This is a genomic window from Teichococcus aestuarii (assembly GCF_042651065.1).
In the GTDB taxonomy this organism is placed as follows: Bacteria; Pseudomonadota; Alphaproteobacteria; order Acetobacterales; family Acetobacteraceae; genus Pseudoroseomonas; species Pseudoroseomonas aestuarii.
The window spans coordinates 35,195-51,154 of the sequence record NZ_JBHSCH010000011.1 but is presented as its reverse complement, the minus strand read 5'-3'; the positions used below and the strand labels follow the sequence as shown (position 1 = coordinate 51,154).

Genomic DNA, 15,960 nt, shown 5'->3' with positions numbered 1-15,960 from the left:
GCCTGCCGGGGCGGAGCCCCATGCCAGGGTGAAGGCCGGCACAACGCCGCCCGCCCAAAGGTGGCTCGCCAAGAAAAAGAAGGACCGAGCCCATGGCCGCCGAGAAGTCCCAGAATGTTCAGGATGTCTTCCTGAACCATGTCCGCAAGAGCAAGACGCCGGTGACCATCTTCCTGGTCAATGGCGTGAAGCTGCAGGGCATCATCACCTGGTTCGACAATTTCTCCGTCCTGCTGCGCCGGGACGGTCACACCCAGCTGGTCTACAAGCACGCCATCAGCACCGTCATGCCGGGCGCGCCGATCATGCTGTTCGATGCCGCAGCGGCCGGCTCCGGTGCCACCCAGGGCGCTCCCGCCCAGGGCGGCTCCGTGGCCGTGACGCGTGAAGGCACCATGACATTGCAACGTGAGGTCAATCCTGTCGGCTCCTCCGACTGAGAACAACGCGGCGACGGGCGGCAAGCCCACCCTCGCCGCGGTTCTGCTGCCTTTCGAACGCCCGACGCGCCCTGGCGGCGCCGAGGGCATTGTGCCCTTTCCCGAGGCCCGTGCCGCCAGCCGTGCGGCCGAGGCACGGCTGGCCGAGGCCGTCGGCCTCGCCGCCTCGATCGGGCTGACCATCGTGCACAGCGCGGTGTTCCCGCTGCGCGCCCGCCGCCCCGCCACGCTGCTGGGCGAGGGGCAGGTGGAGATGGCGCGCGAAGCCATCGACGAGCACCAGATCGGCGTCGTCGTCGTCGATGCCGCGCTGAGCCCCGTGCAGCAGCGCAACCTGGAGCGCGCCTGGGGCTGCAAGGTGATCGACCGCACCGGGCTGATCCTGGAGATCTTCGGCGAGCGCGCCCGCACGCGCGAGGGCTCGCTGCAGGTCGAGCTGGCGCATCTGGAATACCAGCGCACCCGCCTCGTCCGCTCCTGGACACACCTTGAGCGGCAGCGCGGCGGCTTCGGCTTCCTCGGCGGCCCGGGCGAGAGCCAGATCGAGATCGACCGCCGGCTGATCGGCGAGCGGATCGTCAAGCTCAAGCGCGAGCTGGAGCAGGTGCGCCGCACCCGCGGCCTGCACCGCGCGGCGCGCACCCGCGTGCCATTCCCGGTGGTGGCGCTGGTGGGCTACACCAATGCCGGCAAGTCCACGCTGTTCAACGCGCTGACCGGCGCGGGCGTGTTCGCGCAGGACCAGCTCTTCGCGACGCTGGACCCGACCATGCGGGCCATCCGGCTGCCCTCGGGCCGCACGGTGATCCTGTCCGACACGGTGGGCTTCATCAGCGACCTGCCGACGCAGCTCATCGAGGCGTTCCGCGCCACGCTGGAGGAGGTGGCCTCGGCCGACATCATCCTGCATGTGCGGGACGTGGCGCACCCGGACACCAGCGCCCAGCGGGCCGACGTGATGGGCGTGCTGAACGAGATGGCCACCGGCCCCGACCCGGCGCTGGACGAGAACTGGCCCGCCCGCACCATCGAGGTGCTGAACAAGGCCGACCTGCTGGGCGGCGTGGCGGATGTGCCGGGGGCGGACGATGCCACCTCGGTCGCCGTCTCGGCGCTGACGGGGGAGGGGCTGGAGGCGCTGCGCGCGGCGCTCGACGCCCGGCTGGCGGCGGGGATGGAGACGGTGGACTACACCCTCCCCACCACCGACGGCGCCCGGCTGGCCTGGCTCTACCAGCATGGCGAGGTGCTGACGCGCGAGGATGGGGAGGCGAGCATCCGCCTCAGCGTCCGCCTGACCCCCACTGACCGTGCCCGCTTCGAGCAGCAGAACTGACCGCGACAGGGAATAGAATGCGCTTCAACGAACGGATGGCGACCGAGATCGCCACCCTGCTGCGTGACGCCGCGCTGGCCGAGATCAAGCCGCGCTTCCGCCGCCTGGCGAGCGGCGCCATCCGCGCCAAGAGCAGCGCCACGGACCTGGTGACGGATGCGGACGAGGCGGCGGAGCGGGTCATCACCGCCGCCCTGACCGAGCGCTTCCCCGGCTGCGTGGTGGTGGGGGAGGAGGCCTGCGCCGCCGACCCCGCCGTGCTGGGCCGGCTGGCCGGGGCGGACCTCGCCTTCGTGGTGGACCCGGTGGACGGCACCGCGAACTTCGCTGCCGGCGTGCCGCTGTTCGGCTGCATGGCCGCCGCCGTGGTGAAGGGCGAGGTCGTCGCCGCCTGGATCCACGACCCGATGGGCGACGACACCGCGATCGCGCTGCGCGGCGAGGGCGCCTGGATCGAGGCGCCGGACGGGCACCGCACGGATCTGCGCGTGGCGGCACCGGTGCCGGTGAACCAGATGATCGCCGGTGTCTCCTGGACCTATATCGCCGAGCCGGTGCGCTCGCAGCTGACGGCGCGTCTGCCGCGCTTCGCCGGCGGGGTGCAGTTCCGCTGCGCCGCGCATGAGTACCGGCTGGTGGCCAGCGGCAACGCGCATGTGGTGGTCTACAACAAGCTGATGCCCTGGGACCACCTGCCGGGCTGGCTGCTGCACCGCGAGGCCGGCGGCTACAGCGCCCGCTTCGACGGCAGCGAGTACCGCCCTGAGCACACCGCCGGCGGCCTCATCGCCGCGCCGGACAAGGCGAGCTGGGGCGCGGTTCGAGAGGCGCTGTTCGGCGCCTGACGGCGGGAGGGGCGCGCCAGCGCCCCTTCCTCAGCCTCCGGCCTGCTTCACCTGCTGCCAGAGCGCCTCCATGCGCTCCAGCCCGGCGTCGGCCGGGCTCTGGCCCTCGGCCGCGAGGCGGCTCTCCACCGCGTTGAAACGGCGCTCGAACTTGGCGTTGGCGCCGCGCAGGCAGGCCTCGGGGTCGAGGTCCAGCTTGCGGGCGAGGTTGGCCAGCACGAACAGCATGTCGCCGAGCTCGTCCGCCAGCCGGGCGCGATCGGCGCCGGGCAGCTCGGCCCGCAGCTCGGCGGTTTCCTCGGCCAGCTTGTCCAGCACCGCCTCGGCATCCGGCCAGTCGAAGCCGACGCGGCCGGCGCGGCGGGTCAGCTTGGCGGCGCGGGTCAGGGCGGGCAGGGCGGTGGGAATGCCGGCCAGGGTGCCGGTCTCGGCGCGGGCGGCGCGCTCGGCCTGCTTCTGCACCTCCCAGGCCTGCACCTGGCCCTCCGTGTCGCGCGCCGCGGCCTCGCCGAAGACATGCGGATGGCGGCGGATCATCTTCTCCGAAATGGTGTCGGCCACCGCCGTGAAGTCGAAGGCCCCGGCCTCGCGTGCCATCTGCGCGTGATAGACGACTTGGAACAGCAGGTCGCCCAGCTCGTCCTGCAGCGCCGGCATATCGGCGCGCTGGATGGCATCCGCCACCTCATAGGCCTCCTCGATGGTGTAGGGCGCGATCGAGGCGAAGTCCTGCTCCCGGTCCCAGGGGCAGCCATCGGGAGCGCGCAGCCGGGCCATGATGGAGAGGAGGCGGTTCAGCGCGGCGGAGGCATCATCCAAGGCGGGAATCCTCGTCGGCAGGGTGGTTCACGCAAAACGTATAAGGAAGATTATGACAATTCTCAGGAGGCCAGGACATCGAGGATCAACCCGTCATACGCAGCCTCGATCCCCTCAGGGAGGTTCTGTCCAAGCCAGGACCAGTCGAGGTCATGCCCCATATGCGTCAACACCGTCCGGCGTGGGCGCAGCCTCTCCACCCACTCCCGAACAAGGTCCAGATGCGCATGCACCGCATGCGGCCGGCGCTGGAAGCAGCCCACCACCCAGGTGTCGAGACTGTGCAACTGCTCCAGGCTTTCCTCCGGCATCCGCACCACGTCCGTGGAATAGGCGAAGTTGCCGATGCGCAGCCCGAGCGTCTCCATCACCTTGTGGTCCTGGCGGTAGAGCTGCACGGGCAGCCCCGCCGCCTCCACCACCTGGCCGGGCCGCACCGGGATCGGCGTCAGCGCCGGGCGGAAGAAGGCCGGCGGCGTCGGTGCGCGGAAGGCATAGTCGAAGCGGGCCTTCAGCTCCTCCAGGGTGATCTCGGTGGCATAGACCGGGATGGCCGCGCCGATCGCCCGGTTGAGCGGCCGGAACTCGTCGAGCCCCATGATGTGGTCGGCATGTCCATGGGTGACGAGCAGCGCATCCACCCGGCCGATGCGGTTGGCCAGGAGCTGGTTGCGCAGGTCCGGCCCGGCGTCGATCAGCAGCCGCTGCCCATCCGGCGCCTCGATCAGGATGGAGGAACGGCCGCGGCGGTTGCGCGGCTCGGCGGGGTCGCAAGCGCCCCAATCGCCCGCGCCATCCGGGCCGCCCAGCATCGGCACCCCCGCCGAGCCGCCGCAGCCGAGGATGGTAACCTTCAAGTTCAAGCTCCTACGCAGCCTTCTTGAACAGGCGGCGGAAATTGGCCGTAGTGCTCTCGGCCATCGCCTCGGGGCTCAGCCCGCGCACCTCGGCCAGCACGCGGGCGGTGTGCGGCACATAGGAGGGTTCGTTGCGCTTGCCGCGATAGGGCGCGGGGGCAAGATAGGGGCTGTCCGTCTCCACCAGCAGCCGGTCCGCCGGCATGTCGCGCGCTATGTCGCGGATCTCCTGGGACTTCGGGAAGGTCAGGATGCCGGAGAAGGACAGATAGCCTCCCATTTCAACCGCTTCCTCGGCCAGCTTGCGGCCGGAGCTGAAGCAGTGGAGCAGGAAGTCGAACGGCCCGTCAGCGCGCTCCTCGCGCAGGATGGCGGCAATGTCCGCATCCGCGTCCCGGGCGTGCACCACCAGCGGCAGGCCGGTCTCGCGCGCGGCGCGGATGTGGCGGCGGAAGCCCTCCTGTTGCACCTCGCGCGGCGCCTTGTCGTAGAAGTAGTCGAGCCCGCTCTCGCCGATGCCGATGACCTTCGGGTGGTCGGCGGCGGCGACGATCTCGGCCACCTCCGGCAGCGGCCCCTCGCCCACATTCTGCGGATGCACGCCGACCGTGCCCCAGACCTGGGCAAATCGTTGCGCTATCGTCCTGACCGTTTCGGCCTGCGCCATGCGCACGCCGATGGTGACCATCTCGCCCACCCCCGCCTCGGCGGCGCGGCGCAGGATGTCCTCGATCTCGGCCTCGGAGAAATGGTCGAGGTGGCAGTGGCTATCGACGAGCATCAGGCGGCGGCGTCCTGGATCTTCTGGAACAGCGGGCTGGGCGGCGGCAGCGCCACCCCCTCCGGCAGTGGCGTGGCCAGCGCCGCGAGGTCGCGCGCCCCGGCCGGCACGGCGAGCTGGTCGAGCAGCTTCTCCATGGTCTCCGGCATGAAGGGCCGCAGCACCGTGGCGAAGACGCGCAGCGCGTCGTGCAGGTGGCGCAGCACGTCGCGCATCCGCGCCAGGTCGGTCTTCTTCAGCGCCCAGGGCTGCTCGCGGGTGATGTAGCCATTGGCCTCGCGGATGGACGTGAAGATCAACGTCAGCGCGGCGTCGAATTTCTGCTCGTTCAGCAGGGCATCGACCTTCTCCACCAGCCAGGCGGGGCTGCCGGCGGCGTCGGCATGGCCGGTGGCCGTCAGGAAGGCGGTGTCGGCTTCGGTCGGCGCCGCCACGGGCGCCGGCAGCGCGCCCTCGCAGTTGCGCTGGATCAGGCTGAGGGTGCGATTGGCGAGGTTGCCCAGCGCATCGGCCAGCTCGCCGTTCAGGCGGCCGACCAGCGCCTTGCGCTGGAAGTCGCCATCCTGGCCGAAGGGCACCTCGCGCAGCAGGAAGAAGCGCACTGGGTCCAGCCCGAACTCGTCGATCAGCGCCAGCGGGTCGATGACGTTGCCGAGCGACTTGGAGATCTTCTGCCCCTCATTGGTCCACCAGCCATGGGCGAACACCCGGCGGGGCGTGGGCAGGCCGGCGGCCATCAGGAAGGCCGGCCAGTAGATGGCGTGGAACCGGAGGATATCCTTGCCGACGAAATGAACATCCGCGGGCCAGAAGCGCCACAATGCTTCAGATTCAGAAGGATAGCCGAGCGCGGTGATGTAGTTCGTCAGCGCGTCGAGCCACACATACATCACATGCGCCTCGTCCCCCGGCACCTTCACGCCCCATTTGAAGGAGGTGCGGGAGATGGAGAGGTCGGTCAGGCCGCTCTTGACGAAGCTCATCACCTCGTTGCGTCGGGTTTGCGGCGCGATGAAGTCCGGGTTGGCCTCGTAGAAGGCGAGAAGCTTCTCCTGCCACCGCGACAGGCGGAAGAAGTAGGAAGGCTCCCTCACCCACTCCACCGGCGCGCCGGTCGGGGCGAATTTCTGGCCATCCTTCTCCGTGATCTCGTCCGGGCCGTAGAAGGCCTCGTCGCGCACCGCGTACCAGCCCTCGTAATGGCCGAGATAGATCTCGCCATTCGCCTCCAGCCGCTGCCACAGCGCGGCGCAGGCCCGCTTGTGGCGCTCCTCCGAGGTGCGGATGAAGTCGTCGTTGGAGTAGTTCATCCGAACGGCCAGTTCGCGGAAGCTCTGGCTCACCGTGTCGGTGAAAAGCTGCGGGTCCATGCCGCGTGCCTCGGCCGCCTTCTCCACCTTCTGCCCGTGCTCGTCCGTGCCCGTCAGGAAGTGCACGTCGTGGCCCGACATGCGGTGCCAGCGCGCCAGCACATCCGCCGCCAGCGAGGTGTAGGCGTGGCCGATATGCGGCTTGTCGTTGACGTAGTAGATGGGCGTGGTCAGGTAGATGGAGCGGCGCTCGCCGGTCATGATCAAGGTCCTCAACGCGAGGCCAGCTGCGAGAGACCGCTCAGCACCGCCTGCTTGCGGTCCAGATTCAGGGTTTCGGTCTCATCGGCCAGGCGGCCCAGGGTGTCCCACAGCGTCGCCCATTGGGCAAGCGGGCGGGTGGCGATCCAGGCAGGCGCCGGCTGGCCGCGGCCCGCGGCGCGAATCGCCTCGCCGAGCGACGTGCGCAGCAGCTCCATGAAGGTGACATAGGCGCTGCCGTCGCGCTTCGCCGCCAGCGTGTCGGCCAGGGCGTGCAGGGCGCGCGGGTCGGGGTGTGGCAGGGTGGCGAGGAAGTTCTCCACGCTCTTGTGCAGCAGCAGCCCGTCCCCCTCCGCCAGTTGCAGGGCGCGGCCCGGCGCGCCACCGGCGATGCGCGCCAGCACGGCGCGCTGCTCCGGCGCCAGATCGGGCAGCCAGCCGGCCAGCAGCGCCTCCATCTCCGGCGGCGGCAGCGGGAAGAGATCCACCCGGCGGCAGCGGCTGCGGATGGTGGGCAGCAGCCGGTCCGGCGCCGCGGTGGTCAGCAGCAGCAGGGCGCGGGCGGGCGGCTCCTCCAGCGTCTTGAGCAGGGCGTTCTGCGCCTCGGCGTTCATCGCCTCCACCTGCTCGACGATGACGATGCGCCAGCCGCCCTCGGCGGCGGTGAGGCCGAGGAAGCGCGGCACCTGCCGCACCTCGTCCACGCGGATCATCAGCTTCACGCCGCGCTCGCCGGCATTGGGCGCCAGCGCCCGCAGGTCCGCATGCCCGCCGGCGGCGATGCGGCGGAACACCGGATGGGCGGGCGGCAGGTAGAGCGGCGCTTCCTCCGCCACGCCGGCCGGCCGCTCTGCCAGCAGCCAGCGCGCGAAGCGGTAGGCCAGCGTCGCCTTGCCGACGCCGCGTGGCCCGGCCAGCAGCCAGGCATGGTGCAGCCGGCCGGCGCCGGCGGCCTCGGCCAGGGCGGCGGCGGCGTGGTCGTGGCCGCGCAGCTCGGGGTTGGCGCGGGGCTCGGGCGGAATCACAGCGGCGCCCCCAGCCGCTCCCGCAGCAGGGCGGCGGCGGCCCCGGCCAGGACTTCCGGCGGCTGCGTGGCATCCAGCACGGCGCAGCGCCCCGGCTCGGCGGCGGCGATGGCCTGGAAGCCCTCATGCACCCGGGCATGGAAATCCGCGCCCAGCCGCTCGAACCGGTCCGGCGCGCCGCGGCCGAGGGCACGGGCCATGCCGGCCTCGGGCGGCAGGTCCAGCACCAGGGTGAGGTCCGGCGCGAAATCGCCGAGCGCCACGCGCGCCAGCCCTTCCCACACGGCGCGGTCCAGCCCATGGCCATGGCACTGGTATGCGAGCGTGGAATCCGCGAAGCGGTCGCATACCACCCAGATGCCGGCCTCCAGCGCGGGGCGGATGGTCTTGGCCAGATGCTCCCGCCGCGCGGCGAACATCAGCATGGCCTCGGCCACCGGGTCCCAGGCGATGTCGCCGCCCAGCATCAGGCCGCGCAGCAGCTCGGCGCCGGGCGCGCCGCCCGGCTCGCGGGTGCGCAGCACGGGCAGGCCGGCGGCGGCGAGGCGGGCGGCCAGGGCACGCGCCAGGGTGGTCTTGCCGGCCCCTTCCCCGCCCTCCAGCGTGATGAAGACGCCGGGTTCGACCCTCCTCACCTCAGCCCGAGACCATGCGCGAGATCACCGCCGGGATGCGCGGGATCAGGCCGAGCTTGCCGACATCGGCCCCCGCATAGAGCGGCATCACCATGGGCGGCACGCCCTGCCCGGCAATGTCGAGCTGGCCCACCTCCTGCCCCTTGGCGATCGGCGCCGGGATCGGCCCGTTGTAGCGCAGCGTCACCTGCAGGTTGCGGCGCCACTGGCGCGGCAGGGTCAGCACCAGGTCCTTGCCGCCTACCAGCGGCACGGTCGGCGCCTCGCCCAGATAGACCGGCGCGGCCTCCACCGTATCGGCGGCGCGGAACAGCACCACGTTCTCGAACTCGCGGAAGCCCCACTCGATCAGCCGCTCGGATTCCTCGCCGCGCGCGCGCATCGAGGGCAGGCCGTTCACCACCAGGATCAGCCGGCGCTCGCCGCGCTTGGCCGTGCCGGTCAGGCCGTAGCCGGCATCCTCGGTGTGGCCGGTCTTGAGGCCATCGGCGCCGGGGACGCGGCCGAGCAGCGGGTTGCGGTTCTCCTGGTTGATGTCGTTCCAGCGGAAGGCGCGCTCGCTGTAGATGCTGTAGTGGTCCGGGAAGTCGTGGATCAGGCGGGAGGCCAGGATGGCGAGGTCCCGGCAGGTCATGCGGTGCTCGGGGTCGGGCCAGCCGGTGGCGTTGCGGAAATTGCTGTCCTTCAGCCCGATGCGCTTGCCGTACTCGTTCAGCAACTCGGCGAATTGCTGCTCGCTGCCGCTGATCGCCTCGGCCAGCACCACGCAGGCGTCGTTGCCCGACTGGATGATGACGCCGCGCGCCAGATCCTCGACCTTGATGCTGCTGCCCAGCTCGACGAACATCTTCGAGCCGCCCATGCGCCAGGCGCGCTCGCTCACCGGCAGGGCCTGGTCGGGGCGCAGCCGGCCCTGCTTCAGCATGTCGAAGACCACATACATGGTCATCAGCTTCGACATGGAGGAAGGCGGCATACGCTCGTCCGCGTTCTTCTCCAGCAGCACGGCGCCGGTGTCGGCGTCCACGAGCAGCGCCTGGCGGGCGATGGTGTCCACCGGGCCGAGGGGCGTGCTGGCGGGCGAGGTCGGCGGCGCGGCGGGCGCGGCGGCGAGGCCGGCGGGGCGGCGCTGCTGCGCCAGGCCAGGCGTGGCGAGCGGGCCGGCGGCCAGGACCGCGGCGGCACCGCCCAGCAGTTCGCGGCGAAGCGGCATCGCGGAAATCTCCTCGTTCAGTCTGGAACTGCGGTGGACCACGGCCTGCGGGCAGGCCGCTAGTCGATCAGGATACGGGCATCGGATACGCCCGAACGGAGTGCCCGCTCAAGGGCTGTATCCGCCTCGGCGACGGTTGCAAAGGGGCCAAGGCGGACCCGGTATTCCGGCCGCCCCGGGCGGCCCGTGCCTTCCACCCGCGCGCCGATGCGCGCCGCCTGCCGCTGCGCGTCGGCACGGCTGAGGAAGGTGCTGGCCTGCAGGTAGAGCCGCCCCGGCCGGGCGGGGCCCTGCCACAGGGTCTCCGGCAGGCGCTCGGGCGGCGGTGCCGGCGGCGCCTCCTCCGGGGCGGTGGCAACGGCCGCGCCGGAGAGGGCGCGCAGGGGCGCCGCGCGGGTGCCGGGCGGCGGCGCCAGCGCCTCGCTCTGCACCGGCCCGCGCGGCGCGGCGGCGATCTCCAGCCGCGTGCCCTCCGGCTGCGGCAGCGCGGCGGCGAGGTGGCGGGAGGGCTCGGCCTCGATGGCCAGCGCCACCTGCGCCGTGCCGCCTTCCGGCACGCCGAGCAGCGCGGCAGCGCGGCGGGACAGCTCCAGCACGCGCCCGGGCCGGGCCGGGCCGCGGTCATTCGCGCGGACCAGGATCTCGCGCCCCGTCTCCAGGTTGGTGACGCGCAGGATGGCGGGGAGCTGCACGGTGCGGTGCGCCGCCATCAGCAGGCCAGGGTCGTGGATCTCGCCATTGGCGGTGCGGCGGCCGGCGCGGGCATCGGCCGCCACAACGGCGAGGCCGGTCTCGCGCAGGGTGAAATCCTCGCGCGGGTAGGACCAGACGCCGCCCATCGCATAGGGCTCGCCCACCGTGTAGCGCGGCTGCGCGGCACTGGCCTGCGGCGGTGGCGGCCGCACGCAGGCCGAGGCCAGCAGCGGCAGCGCCGCCGCCAGCAGCGCGCCGCGCGCGGCGGCGCCCCCTCGCCTTCCCCCGCCGCTCACGCCACCCGGTCGGAGAGCATGCCGACCACCAGCGCGTAGTAGTCGGAGGGGTTGTAGCGGCGGATGACGTTGAAGTTCTGGTAGACAGCGAAGGCCTGCCCGCCCGCCCCGCCCGGCAGCAGGATGGAGGTCGGCATATCGAGCGGCGGCAGCGCCGTGCCGTCGGCGGCGGTGACGCCCAGGCGAAGCCACTCGCGCAGCGGCTTGCGGGTGCCGCGCCCGGCCAGGGCGGCGTCGAAGCCCGCCGGCACCAGCACCTCGCGGCCCCAGCGCTCCGTCTCGTCCCAGCCGCTGCGGCCGAGATAGTTGGCGATCGAGGCCAGCGCGTCGGCGCGGTTGTCCCAGATGTCGCGGCGGCCGTCGCCGTCGAAATCCACCGCCAGCCGCTCGAAGCTGGTGGGCATGAACTGCGGGTGGCCCATGGCGCCGGCGTAGCTGCCGCGCATCCGCTCCGGCGCCACGTCGCCGCGCTCCAGGATGCGCAGCGCGGCCATCAGCTCGGCGCGGAAGAAGGCGCTGCGGCGGCCATCCCAGGCCAGCGTGGCGAGCGCCTCGATGGTGTTGTAGTTGCCGGTGAAGCCGCCATAGTTCGTCTCCAGCCCCCACACCGCCACAACGATGCGCGGCGAGACGCGGAAGCGCGTGGCGATGGCGTCCAGCAGCGTCGCGTTCTCGGCATAGGCCTGGCGGCCGCGCTCGACCCGCTGGGCGGTGATGCGGCCGTCGCGGTACTGTTCCCAGGTCAGGGTGAACTCGGGCTGGCGGCGGTCGAGCTCCAGCACCTTGTCGTTGGGGCGGATGTTGGCGAAGGCCCGCTGCAGCGTGGCCTGGGACACGCCGGCGCCCCGGGCCTCGCTGGCGACGCCCTGCAGGAAGGCGTCGAAGCTGGCCGTGGCGGCATGGGCCGCGCCGCCGGAGAGGACGGAGAGCGCGGCGACTCGGGTCAGCAGGGTGCGGCGGTTCAGCATGGGGGAGAGGTGCCACGACCGGCGCCCGCCCTGCAACCGCTGGTGGGCCCCCGGCCGCGCACGGATCAGAACCGGAACGAGACGCTGAGCGAGCCGAAGCTCTGCACGCCTTCCTGCCCGTAGAATTCCTCCGAGCGCCAGACCTGCGTGTAGGCGAAGCGCATGCCGCGCCAGAGCACCGCCACGCCGGCCTGCGCGTCGCCCACCAGGATGCGCTTGTCCACGCTGCGGCTTTCGCGCCAGGTGTTGCCGTCGAGGAAGATGTCGCGGGCGATGGCGCGGCCATCGAGCCCGGCGAAGACATACCAGCCGAAATCCTGGCGCGGCTGGAAGGAGGCGCTGCCGGCCAGCGCCGGGCGGATGCGCGGCGGCCCGAAATCCGCCTCCAGCCCCTGCCCCAGCCGCAGCACCCCGCCCGCGGCGGCATAGGTCTGCACATTGCCCAGGCTGATGGTGGCCGAGGGGATGGCCTCGACATCGATCCCGCCGACCTGGCCGAGCGGCATGCGCCACTTGCGCTCGTACAGCGCGGTGATGGCCGGCTCGTCCTTCAGCTGGGAGCGCCAGCCATTGGTCTGATCGATGTTGATGATGTCGTGATAGTTGTTCTGCACGAACTCGCCGAGCGCCGAGGGGCCGACCACGCCGAGCTGCAGCTCGAACAGGTTGGCGGTGTATTCGGAGATCCGCGACAGCGAGGCGGCGCCGTAGAGATAGGCGGCGTAGGGCCGGTCGCGCGGGTCCGGGGCCACCCGCTCGGTGTCCTTCGGCGTGTAGATGCTCTGGCCGAAGGCCAGGCCCCAGCGCAGCGTGCCCGGGCCCATCAGCCAGCCCAGCCGGTCGTTCAGCCAGTCGAGCGGCCCCGGCAGGTCGGCCGAGGGGGAGCGCCAGGCGAACTGGAAGCCGTTGGTGTAGTAGCGGTCGCTGCCGCCGAACATGTCGTTCTCGAGGGCGAAGTTCAGCGTGCCCTTCGGGTCCGGCGGCGGCGCCTGGTCGCCGGGGATGCCCTGCGCCATGGCCGGGCCCGAGGCGCCCATGGCCAGCAACAGCAGAAGGGTCGGCGATCGGCGGGCGCGCATGCGGAGTTCCTTGCTCGCGGCGGCGGAGAGGCCGCGCCGCCGGGACGAATCGTGCCGCGCCGCGGGGCCGGGCGAAGCCGAGGCAGGGGTTGTGGCGAGGCACAACCGAAGCTGCAAGTTGCGTTTTATTGCAGCAATGGAGAGGGTGCGCGCCCTGCCCGCCCCGCCGCCCGTCCCGCCGCCCGCTCCACCGGTCGAGGCACCACGCGGCAGTCTTTGTTCATCATCGGGCCACAGGATGGAGGCTCCAAGCAGCCTGGATGAGGTTGAGGCGCCCATGTCCATTCGTAACCGCATTCTCGCCACCATGGCGTTCATCATGCTCTGCTTCGTCGGGCTCGGCGGCTTCGCCCTCCAGCGGCTGACCGCCGTCCAGGCCGAGGTGGAGCAGATGGCCGACAACTGGCTGCCCAGTATCAATCTCATCAACGAGGCGCAGAAGGACGCCCTCACCCTGCGCACGCATATCCTGCGGCACGTCATGGTGACAGAGGACGACAAGATCCGTGAGGCGGACGGCCTCATCGCCCAGTCCCGCGCCGACGTTGAGAAATTCTTCGTACAATACGCGCCGATGGTGACCGGCCCGCAGGAAGCGGCGCTGGCCGCGGCGGTGCGGAACGAGTGGAATACCTATCTCGGGCTCTCCGACGCCACGCTGGCGCTGAGCCGCGCGCAGCGGAAGGACGAGGCTACCCGGCAGCTCAATGGCCCGAACCGCGAGGCCTTCCAGCGCTTCCTGGCCGCGGATGAGAAGCTCATCGAGTTCAACCAGAAGGGCGCCGAGACCAGCAGCGTCACGGCACGCCGCACCGTCACCATGGCGGCCTGGATCATCGGCATCGCCGGCCTGCTCGGAATCGCGGTGCTGTCCCTGATCGGGCTGTCGCTGGTCCGCGGCATCTGCAGCCCCGTCGGCCGGCTGACGGAGACCATGCGGCGCATGACCGGCGGCGCGCTCGACACGCCGGTGGCGGACCAGGAGCGGACGGACGAGATCGGCAGTATGGCCAAGGCGCTGGAGGTGTTCCGCGCCAAGGTGCAGGAGGGCGAGCGGCTCGCCGCGGAGCAGGCGCGGGCGGACCAGAAGGCGCGGGAGCGCGCCGCCCGGCTGGAGAAGCTGGTGACCCGCTTCGGCCAGGACGCCGGCCAGGCCCTGGAGACCCTGCGCGGTGCCGCCGAGCGGATGCGCGGCAGCTCGGGCGAGATGAGCCAGGCGGCCCATGCCTCGGCCCAGCTCACCAGCACCCTCAGCCACGCCTCCGAGGAAGCCTCCAGCAACGCCCAGACCGCCGCCGCCGCGACCGAGGAGCTGACCGCCTCGATCGGCGAGATCACCCGCCAGGTCAGCCGCTCGGCCGAGGTGTCCCGCCGCGCCGTGGCGGAAACCCAGCGCACCGAGCACACGATGCGCGAGCTGGCCGGCACCGCCAACAAGATCGGTGATGTGGTGCGGCTGATCGCCGACATCGCCGGGCAGACCAACCTGCTGGCGCTGAACGCCACCATTGAGGCGGCCCGCGCCGGCGAGGCCGGCAAGGGCTTCGCCGTGGTGGCCTCCGAGGTGAAGAACCTCGCCAGCCAGACCGCCAAGGCCACCGAGGAGATCAGCCAGCAGGTGAGCGCCATCCAGGGCGCCACGGGCCAAGCGGTGGAGGCCATCAACAGCATCGCCGGCGTGGTGGCGGAGATCGACCAGACTGCCGCCGCCATCGCCGCTGCCGTCGAGGAGCAGGGCGCGGCGACCCAGGAGATCGCCCGCAACATCGCCGGCTCCGCGGAGGCCGCCGCCTCCGTCTCGCGCGAGACGAATGTGGTGCGCAACGCCGCCGAGGTCAGCGGCCGCACCGCCGGCGTTGTGCAGACCACATCCGCCGAGGTGAGCGACACGACCGGCCGGCTGCGCGGGCAGGTGGAGCAGTTCCTCAGCGAGGTGCGGGCCGCGTAACCCCTCGACCGGGCAGGCCGAAACGGCTATCGGGGCCGCACGCGCCGGCCCCGCGGATGGATGGCCGAGTGGTTTAAGGCAGCGGTCTTGAAAACCGCCGTGGGGGCAACCTCACCGTGGGTTCGAATCCCACTCCATCCGCCATCGGCGCTGGCCTGCCAGGAAAGCGCCGATCGCCGCCGCCTGCACCAGGGCGGCGAGCAGGAACAACGCCTCCCCCCGCTCCGCCACGCCCCGCAGCAGCCCGAAGATGGCGGGCGCGAAGGCATAGCAGGCTTGGCCCGTGGCCACGATCCACGGCACCACGCGCCGCGCATCCTGCGCCGTGAACTCGCCCTGCGCGATCAGGGGCGGCAGCGAGGTGGCATTGCCGATGCCGAGGCCGAACAGCGCCAAGCCGAGCAGCAGGCCCGGCAGCACCCAGGCGCCGCCGCCCGCCACGGCCGCCAGCAGGAGCAGCGAGCCGGCCAGCTGCACGGCATGGCTGAGGCAGGCCACATGGCGCCGGTCCGCCCAGGCCGGCATCCACCAGCTCACCGCGCTGCGGCCGAGGATGGCCGCCAGCGTGGCACCACCCATCGCCAGCCCGGCCGCCGCGCCGAGGGCCGGCACCAGCAGCGAGAACAGGTGCGCCAGCAGGCCGATCTGCGCGAACAGGCCCAGCGCCATGCCCGCCGCCAGGGTGAGGAGGCGGCGGTCGCGCCAGGGCGGGCCGGCGGGCAGCGGGCGCGCCGCCGGCGCGGCGGCGGCCGGGGCGGGCATGGCGGCGGCCTCGCCATCGGGGTGCTGGCCCAGGCCCTCGGGCGTGCGCGTGAAGACCAGCGCCGCCAGCAGGCCGACCACCGGCAGCATGACCGCCCCCACCGCCAGCGCCGCCAGGGGAAAACCGAGGCCGCCGATCAGCGCCGCCCAGAGCGGGGAGAACACCATGCCGCCCAGGCTGGCGCCGTTGTAGGCCAGGCCGAGCGCCGCCGGGCGGCGGCGTTCGAACCAGGGGGCGACCAGGGCGTTCACCGCCGCCGCCCCCATCGCCACCCAGCCCGTGCCGCTGGCCAGCGCGGCGGCGAAGAGCTGCCACGGCGCCGCCGCGACGGCCCAGCCCAGCACGCCGAAGCCGAGCAGGCCGGCACCGAGGCTGGTGACCAGCGGCACGCCCAGCGCGCGGTAGAGCCGGGGCAGGTTGGCCACCACCGCGGCGCCCACCAGGAAATGCGCCGTGACCGCCGCCGAAACCAGCTCCACCGGCCAGCCGGTGCGCGCCACCACCGCATGCAGGAAGACCGGCGGCCCGTAGAATCCGACGCCCCAGCCGAAGGCCGCCAGCACGAAGGTGGCCGCCACCACGCGCCAGCCGAAGAATGGTGGGGAGGATGCAGGGGTGGTCATGCGGGTGCTCCGTCGGAAAGGGCCGGGCTGGAAAGCCTGGCATGGCTTATGCCGGCACGGCGCCGGCC

The 15,960-nt window shown here is 72.1% G+C and carries 15 protein-coding genes and 1 tRNA gene; 5 read left to right on the top strand and 11 right to left on the bottom strand.

Annotation, left to right across the window (positions count from 1 at the left end; translation table 11 throughout):
• The first annotated feature begins 92 nt into the window (after positions 1-92).
• Genes hfq through ACFOY6_RS07110 form a run of 3 tightly spaced genes read left to right on the top strand, consistent with a single transcriptional unit; the run spans position 93 to position 2,621 of the window.
• Positions 93-440 carry an RNA chaperone Hfq gene (gene hfq, locus ACFOY6_RS07120; RefSeq protein ID WP_109518365.1) on the top strand — a complete coding sequence of 116 codons (348 nt, stop codon included), beginning with the start codon at positions 93-95 and terminating at the stop codon, positions 438-440.
• Complete coding sequence (gene hflX / locus ACFOY6_RS07115) at positions 418-1,776, top strand: GTPase HflX (protein ID WP_379649858.1); 1,359 nt, start codon at positions 418-420, stop codon at positions 1,774-1,776. Before hfq ends, hflX begins: the two co-directional genes overlap by 23 nt.
• Positions 1,777-1,793: 17 nt before the next feature.
• On the top strand, positions 1,794-2,621 hold the full coding sequence (locus ACFOY6_RS07110; protein ID WP_109518366.1) for an inositol monophosphatase family protein: 828 nt from the start codon (positions 1,794-1,796) through the stop codon (positions 2,619-2,621).
• A 30-nt stretch (positions 2,622-2,651) separates the two neighbouring features.
• Here ACFOY6_RS07110 and mazG read toward each other — a convergent pair whose 3' ends face one another.
• From mazG to ACFOY6_RS07060, 10 genes are all read right to left on the bottom strand, one after another.
• A complete protein-coding gene (mazG, locus tag ACFOY6_RS07105; RefSeq protein WP_379649812.1) occupies positions 2,652-3,440 on the bottom strand; it encodes a nucleoside triphosphate pyrophosphohydrolase in 789 nt (262 codons plus the stop codon).
• Positions 3,441-3,502: 62 nt separating this feature from the next.
• Entirely contained in the window at positions 3,503-4,297 is a 795-nt protein-coding gene (locus tag ACFOY6_RS07100; RefSeq protein WP_379649810.1) for an MBL fold metallo-hydrolase, read from the bottom strand.
• 10 nt (positions 4,298-4,307) lie between these two features.
• Positions 4,308-5,078: a TatD family hydrolase gene (locus tag ACFOY6_RS07095; RefSeq protein ID WP_379649808.1), complete on the bottom strand. Its 771-nt coding sequence runs from the start codon at positions 5,076-5,078 to the stop codon at positions 4,308-4,310.
• Positions 5,078-6,649 (bottom strand): methionine--tRNA ligase, encoded by a 1,572-nt coding sequence (gene metG / locus ACFOY6_RS07090; protein WP_379649806.1) that lies wholly within the window; start codon positions 6,647-6,649, stop codon positions 5,078-5,080. The genes ACFOY6_RS07095 and metG overlap by 1 nt, the downstream gene beginning before the upstream one ends.
• An 11-nt stretch (positions 6,650-6,660) precedes the next feature.
• Positions 6,661-7,674, bottom strand: coding sequence for a DNA polymerase III subunit delta' (locus ACFOY6_RS07085; RefSeq protein ID WP_379649804.1), 1,014 nt, complete (start codon positions 7,672-7,674; stop codon positions 6,661-6,663).
• On the bottom strand, positions 7,671-8,309 hold the full coding sequence (tmk, locus tag ACFOY6_RS07080; RefSeq protein WP_379634187.1) for a dTMP kinase: 639 nt from the start codon (positions 8,307-8,309) through the stop codon (positions 7,671-7,673). The genes ACFOY6_RS07085 and tmk overlap by 4 nt, the downstream gene beginning before the upstream one ends.
• A gap of 1 nt (position 8,310) precedes the next feature.
• Positions 8,311-9,522, bottom strand: coding sequence for a D-alanyl-D-alanine carboxypeptidase family protein (locus tag ACFOY6_RS07075; RefSeq protein ID WP_379649802.1), 1,212 nt, complete (start codon positions 9,520-9,522; stop codon positions 8,311-8,313).
• A 59-nt stretch (positions 9,523-9,581) separates the two neighbouring features.
• On the bottom strand, positions 9,582-10,511 hold the full coding sequence (locus ACFOY6_RS07070) for a septal ring lytic transglycosylase RlpA family protein (protein WP_379649800.1): 930 nt from the start codon (positions 10,509-10,511) through the stop codon (positions 9,582-9,584).
• The gene (locus ACFOY6_RS07065) at positions 10,508-11,479 is read right to left on the bottom strand and encodes a lytic murein transglycosylase (protein WP_379649798.1); all 972 of its coding nucleotides are present in this window, start codon (positions 11,477-11,479) and stop codon (positions 10,508-10,510) included. The genes ACFOY6_RS07070 and ACFOY6_RS07065 overlap by 4 nt, the downstream gene beginning before the upstream one ends.
• Before the next feature lie 65 nt (positions 11,480-11,544).
• Positions 11,545-12,558, bottom strand: a complete 1,014-nt coding sequence (locus ACFOY6_RS07060) for a lipid A deacylase LpxR family protein (RefSeq protein WP_379649796.1) — start codon at positions 12,556-12,558, stop codon at positions 11,545-11,547.
• A gap of 277 nt (positions 12,559-12,835) precedes the next feature.
• On the opposite strand from ACFOY6_RS07060, the gene ACFOY6_RS07055 reads away from it, so the two are divergent.
• Together ACFOY6_RS07055 and ACFOY6_RS07050 are read left to right on the top strand one after the other, a co-directional pair.
• Entirely contained in the window at positions 12,836-14,506 is a 1,671-nt protein-coding gene (locus ACFOY6_RS07055; protein ID WP_379649794.1) for a methyl-accepting chemotaxis protein, read from the top strand.
• Between the two features lie 54 nt (positions 14,507-14,560).
• Positions 14,561-14,650 (top strand) — tRNA-Ser (locus tag ACFOY6_RS07050).
• On the opposite strand, the gene ACFOY6_RS07045 is transcribed toward ACFOY6_RS07050, so the two are convergent.
• The gene (locus ACFOY6_RS07045; RefSeq protein WP_379649792.1) at positions 14,618-15,892 is read right to left on the bottom strand and encodes an MFS transporter; all 1,275 of its coding nucleotides are present in this window, start codon (positions 15,890-15,892) and stop codon (positions 14,618-14,620) included. The two genes, ACFOY6_RS07050 and ACFOY6_RS07045, sit on opposite strands and share 33 nt — an antisense overlap.
• Positions 15,893-15,960 lie beyond the last annotated feature (68 nt).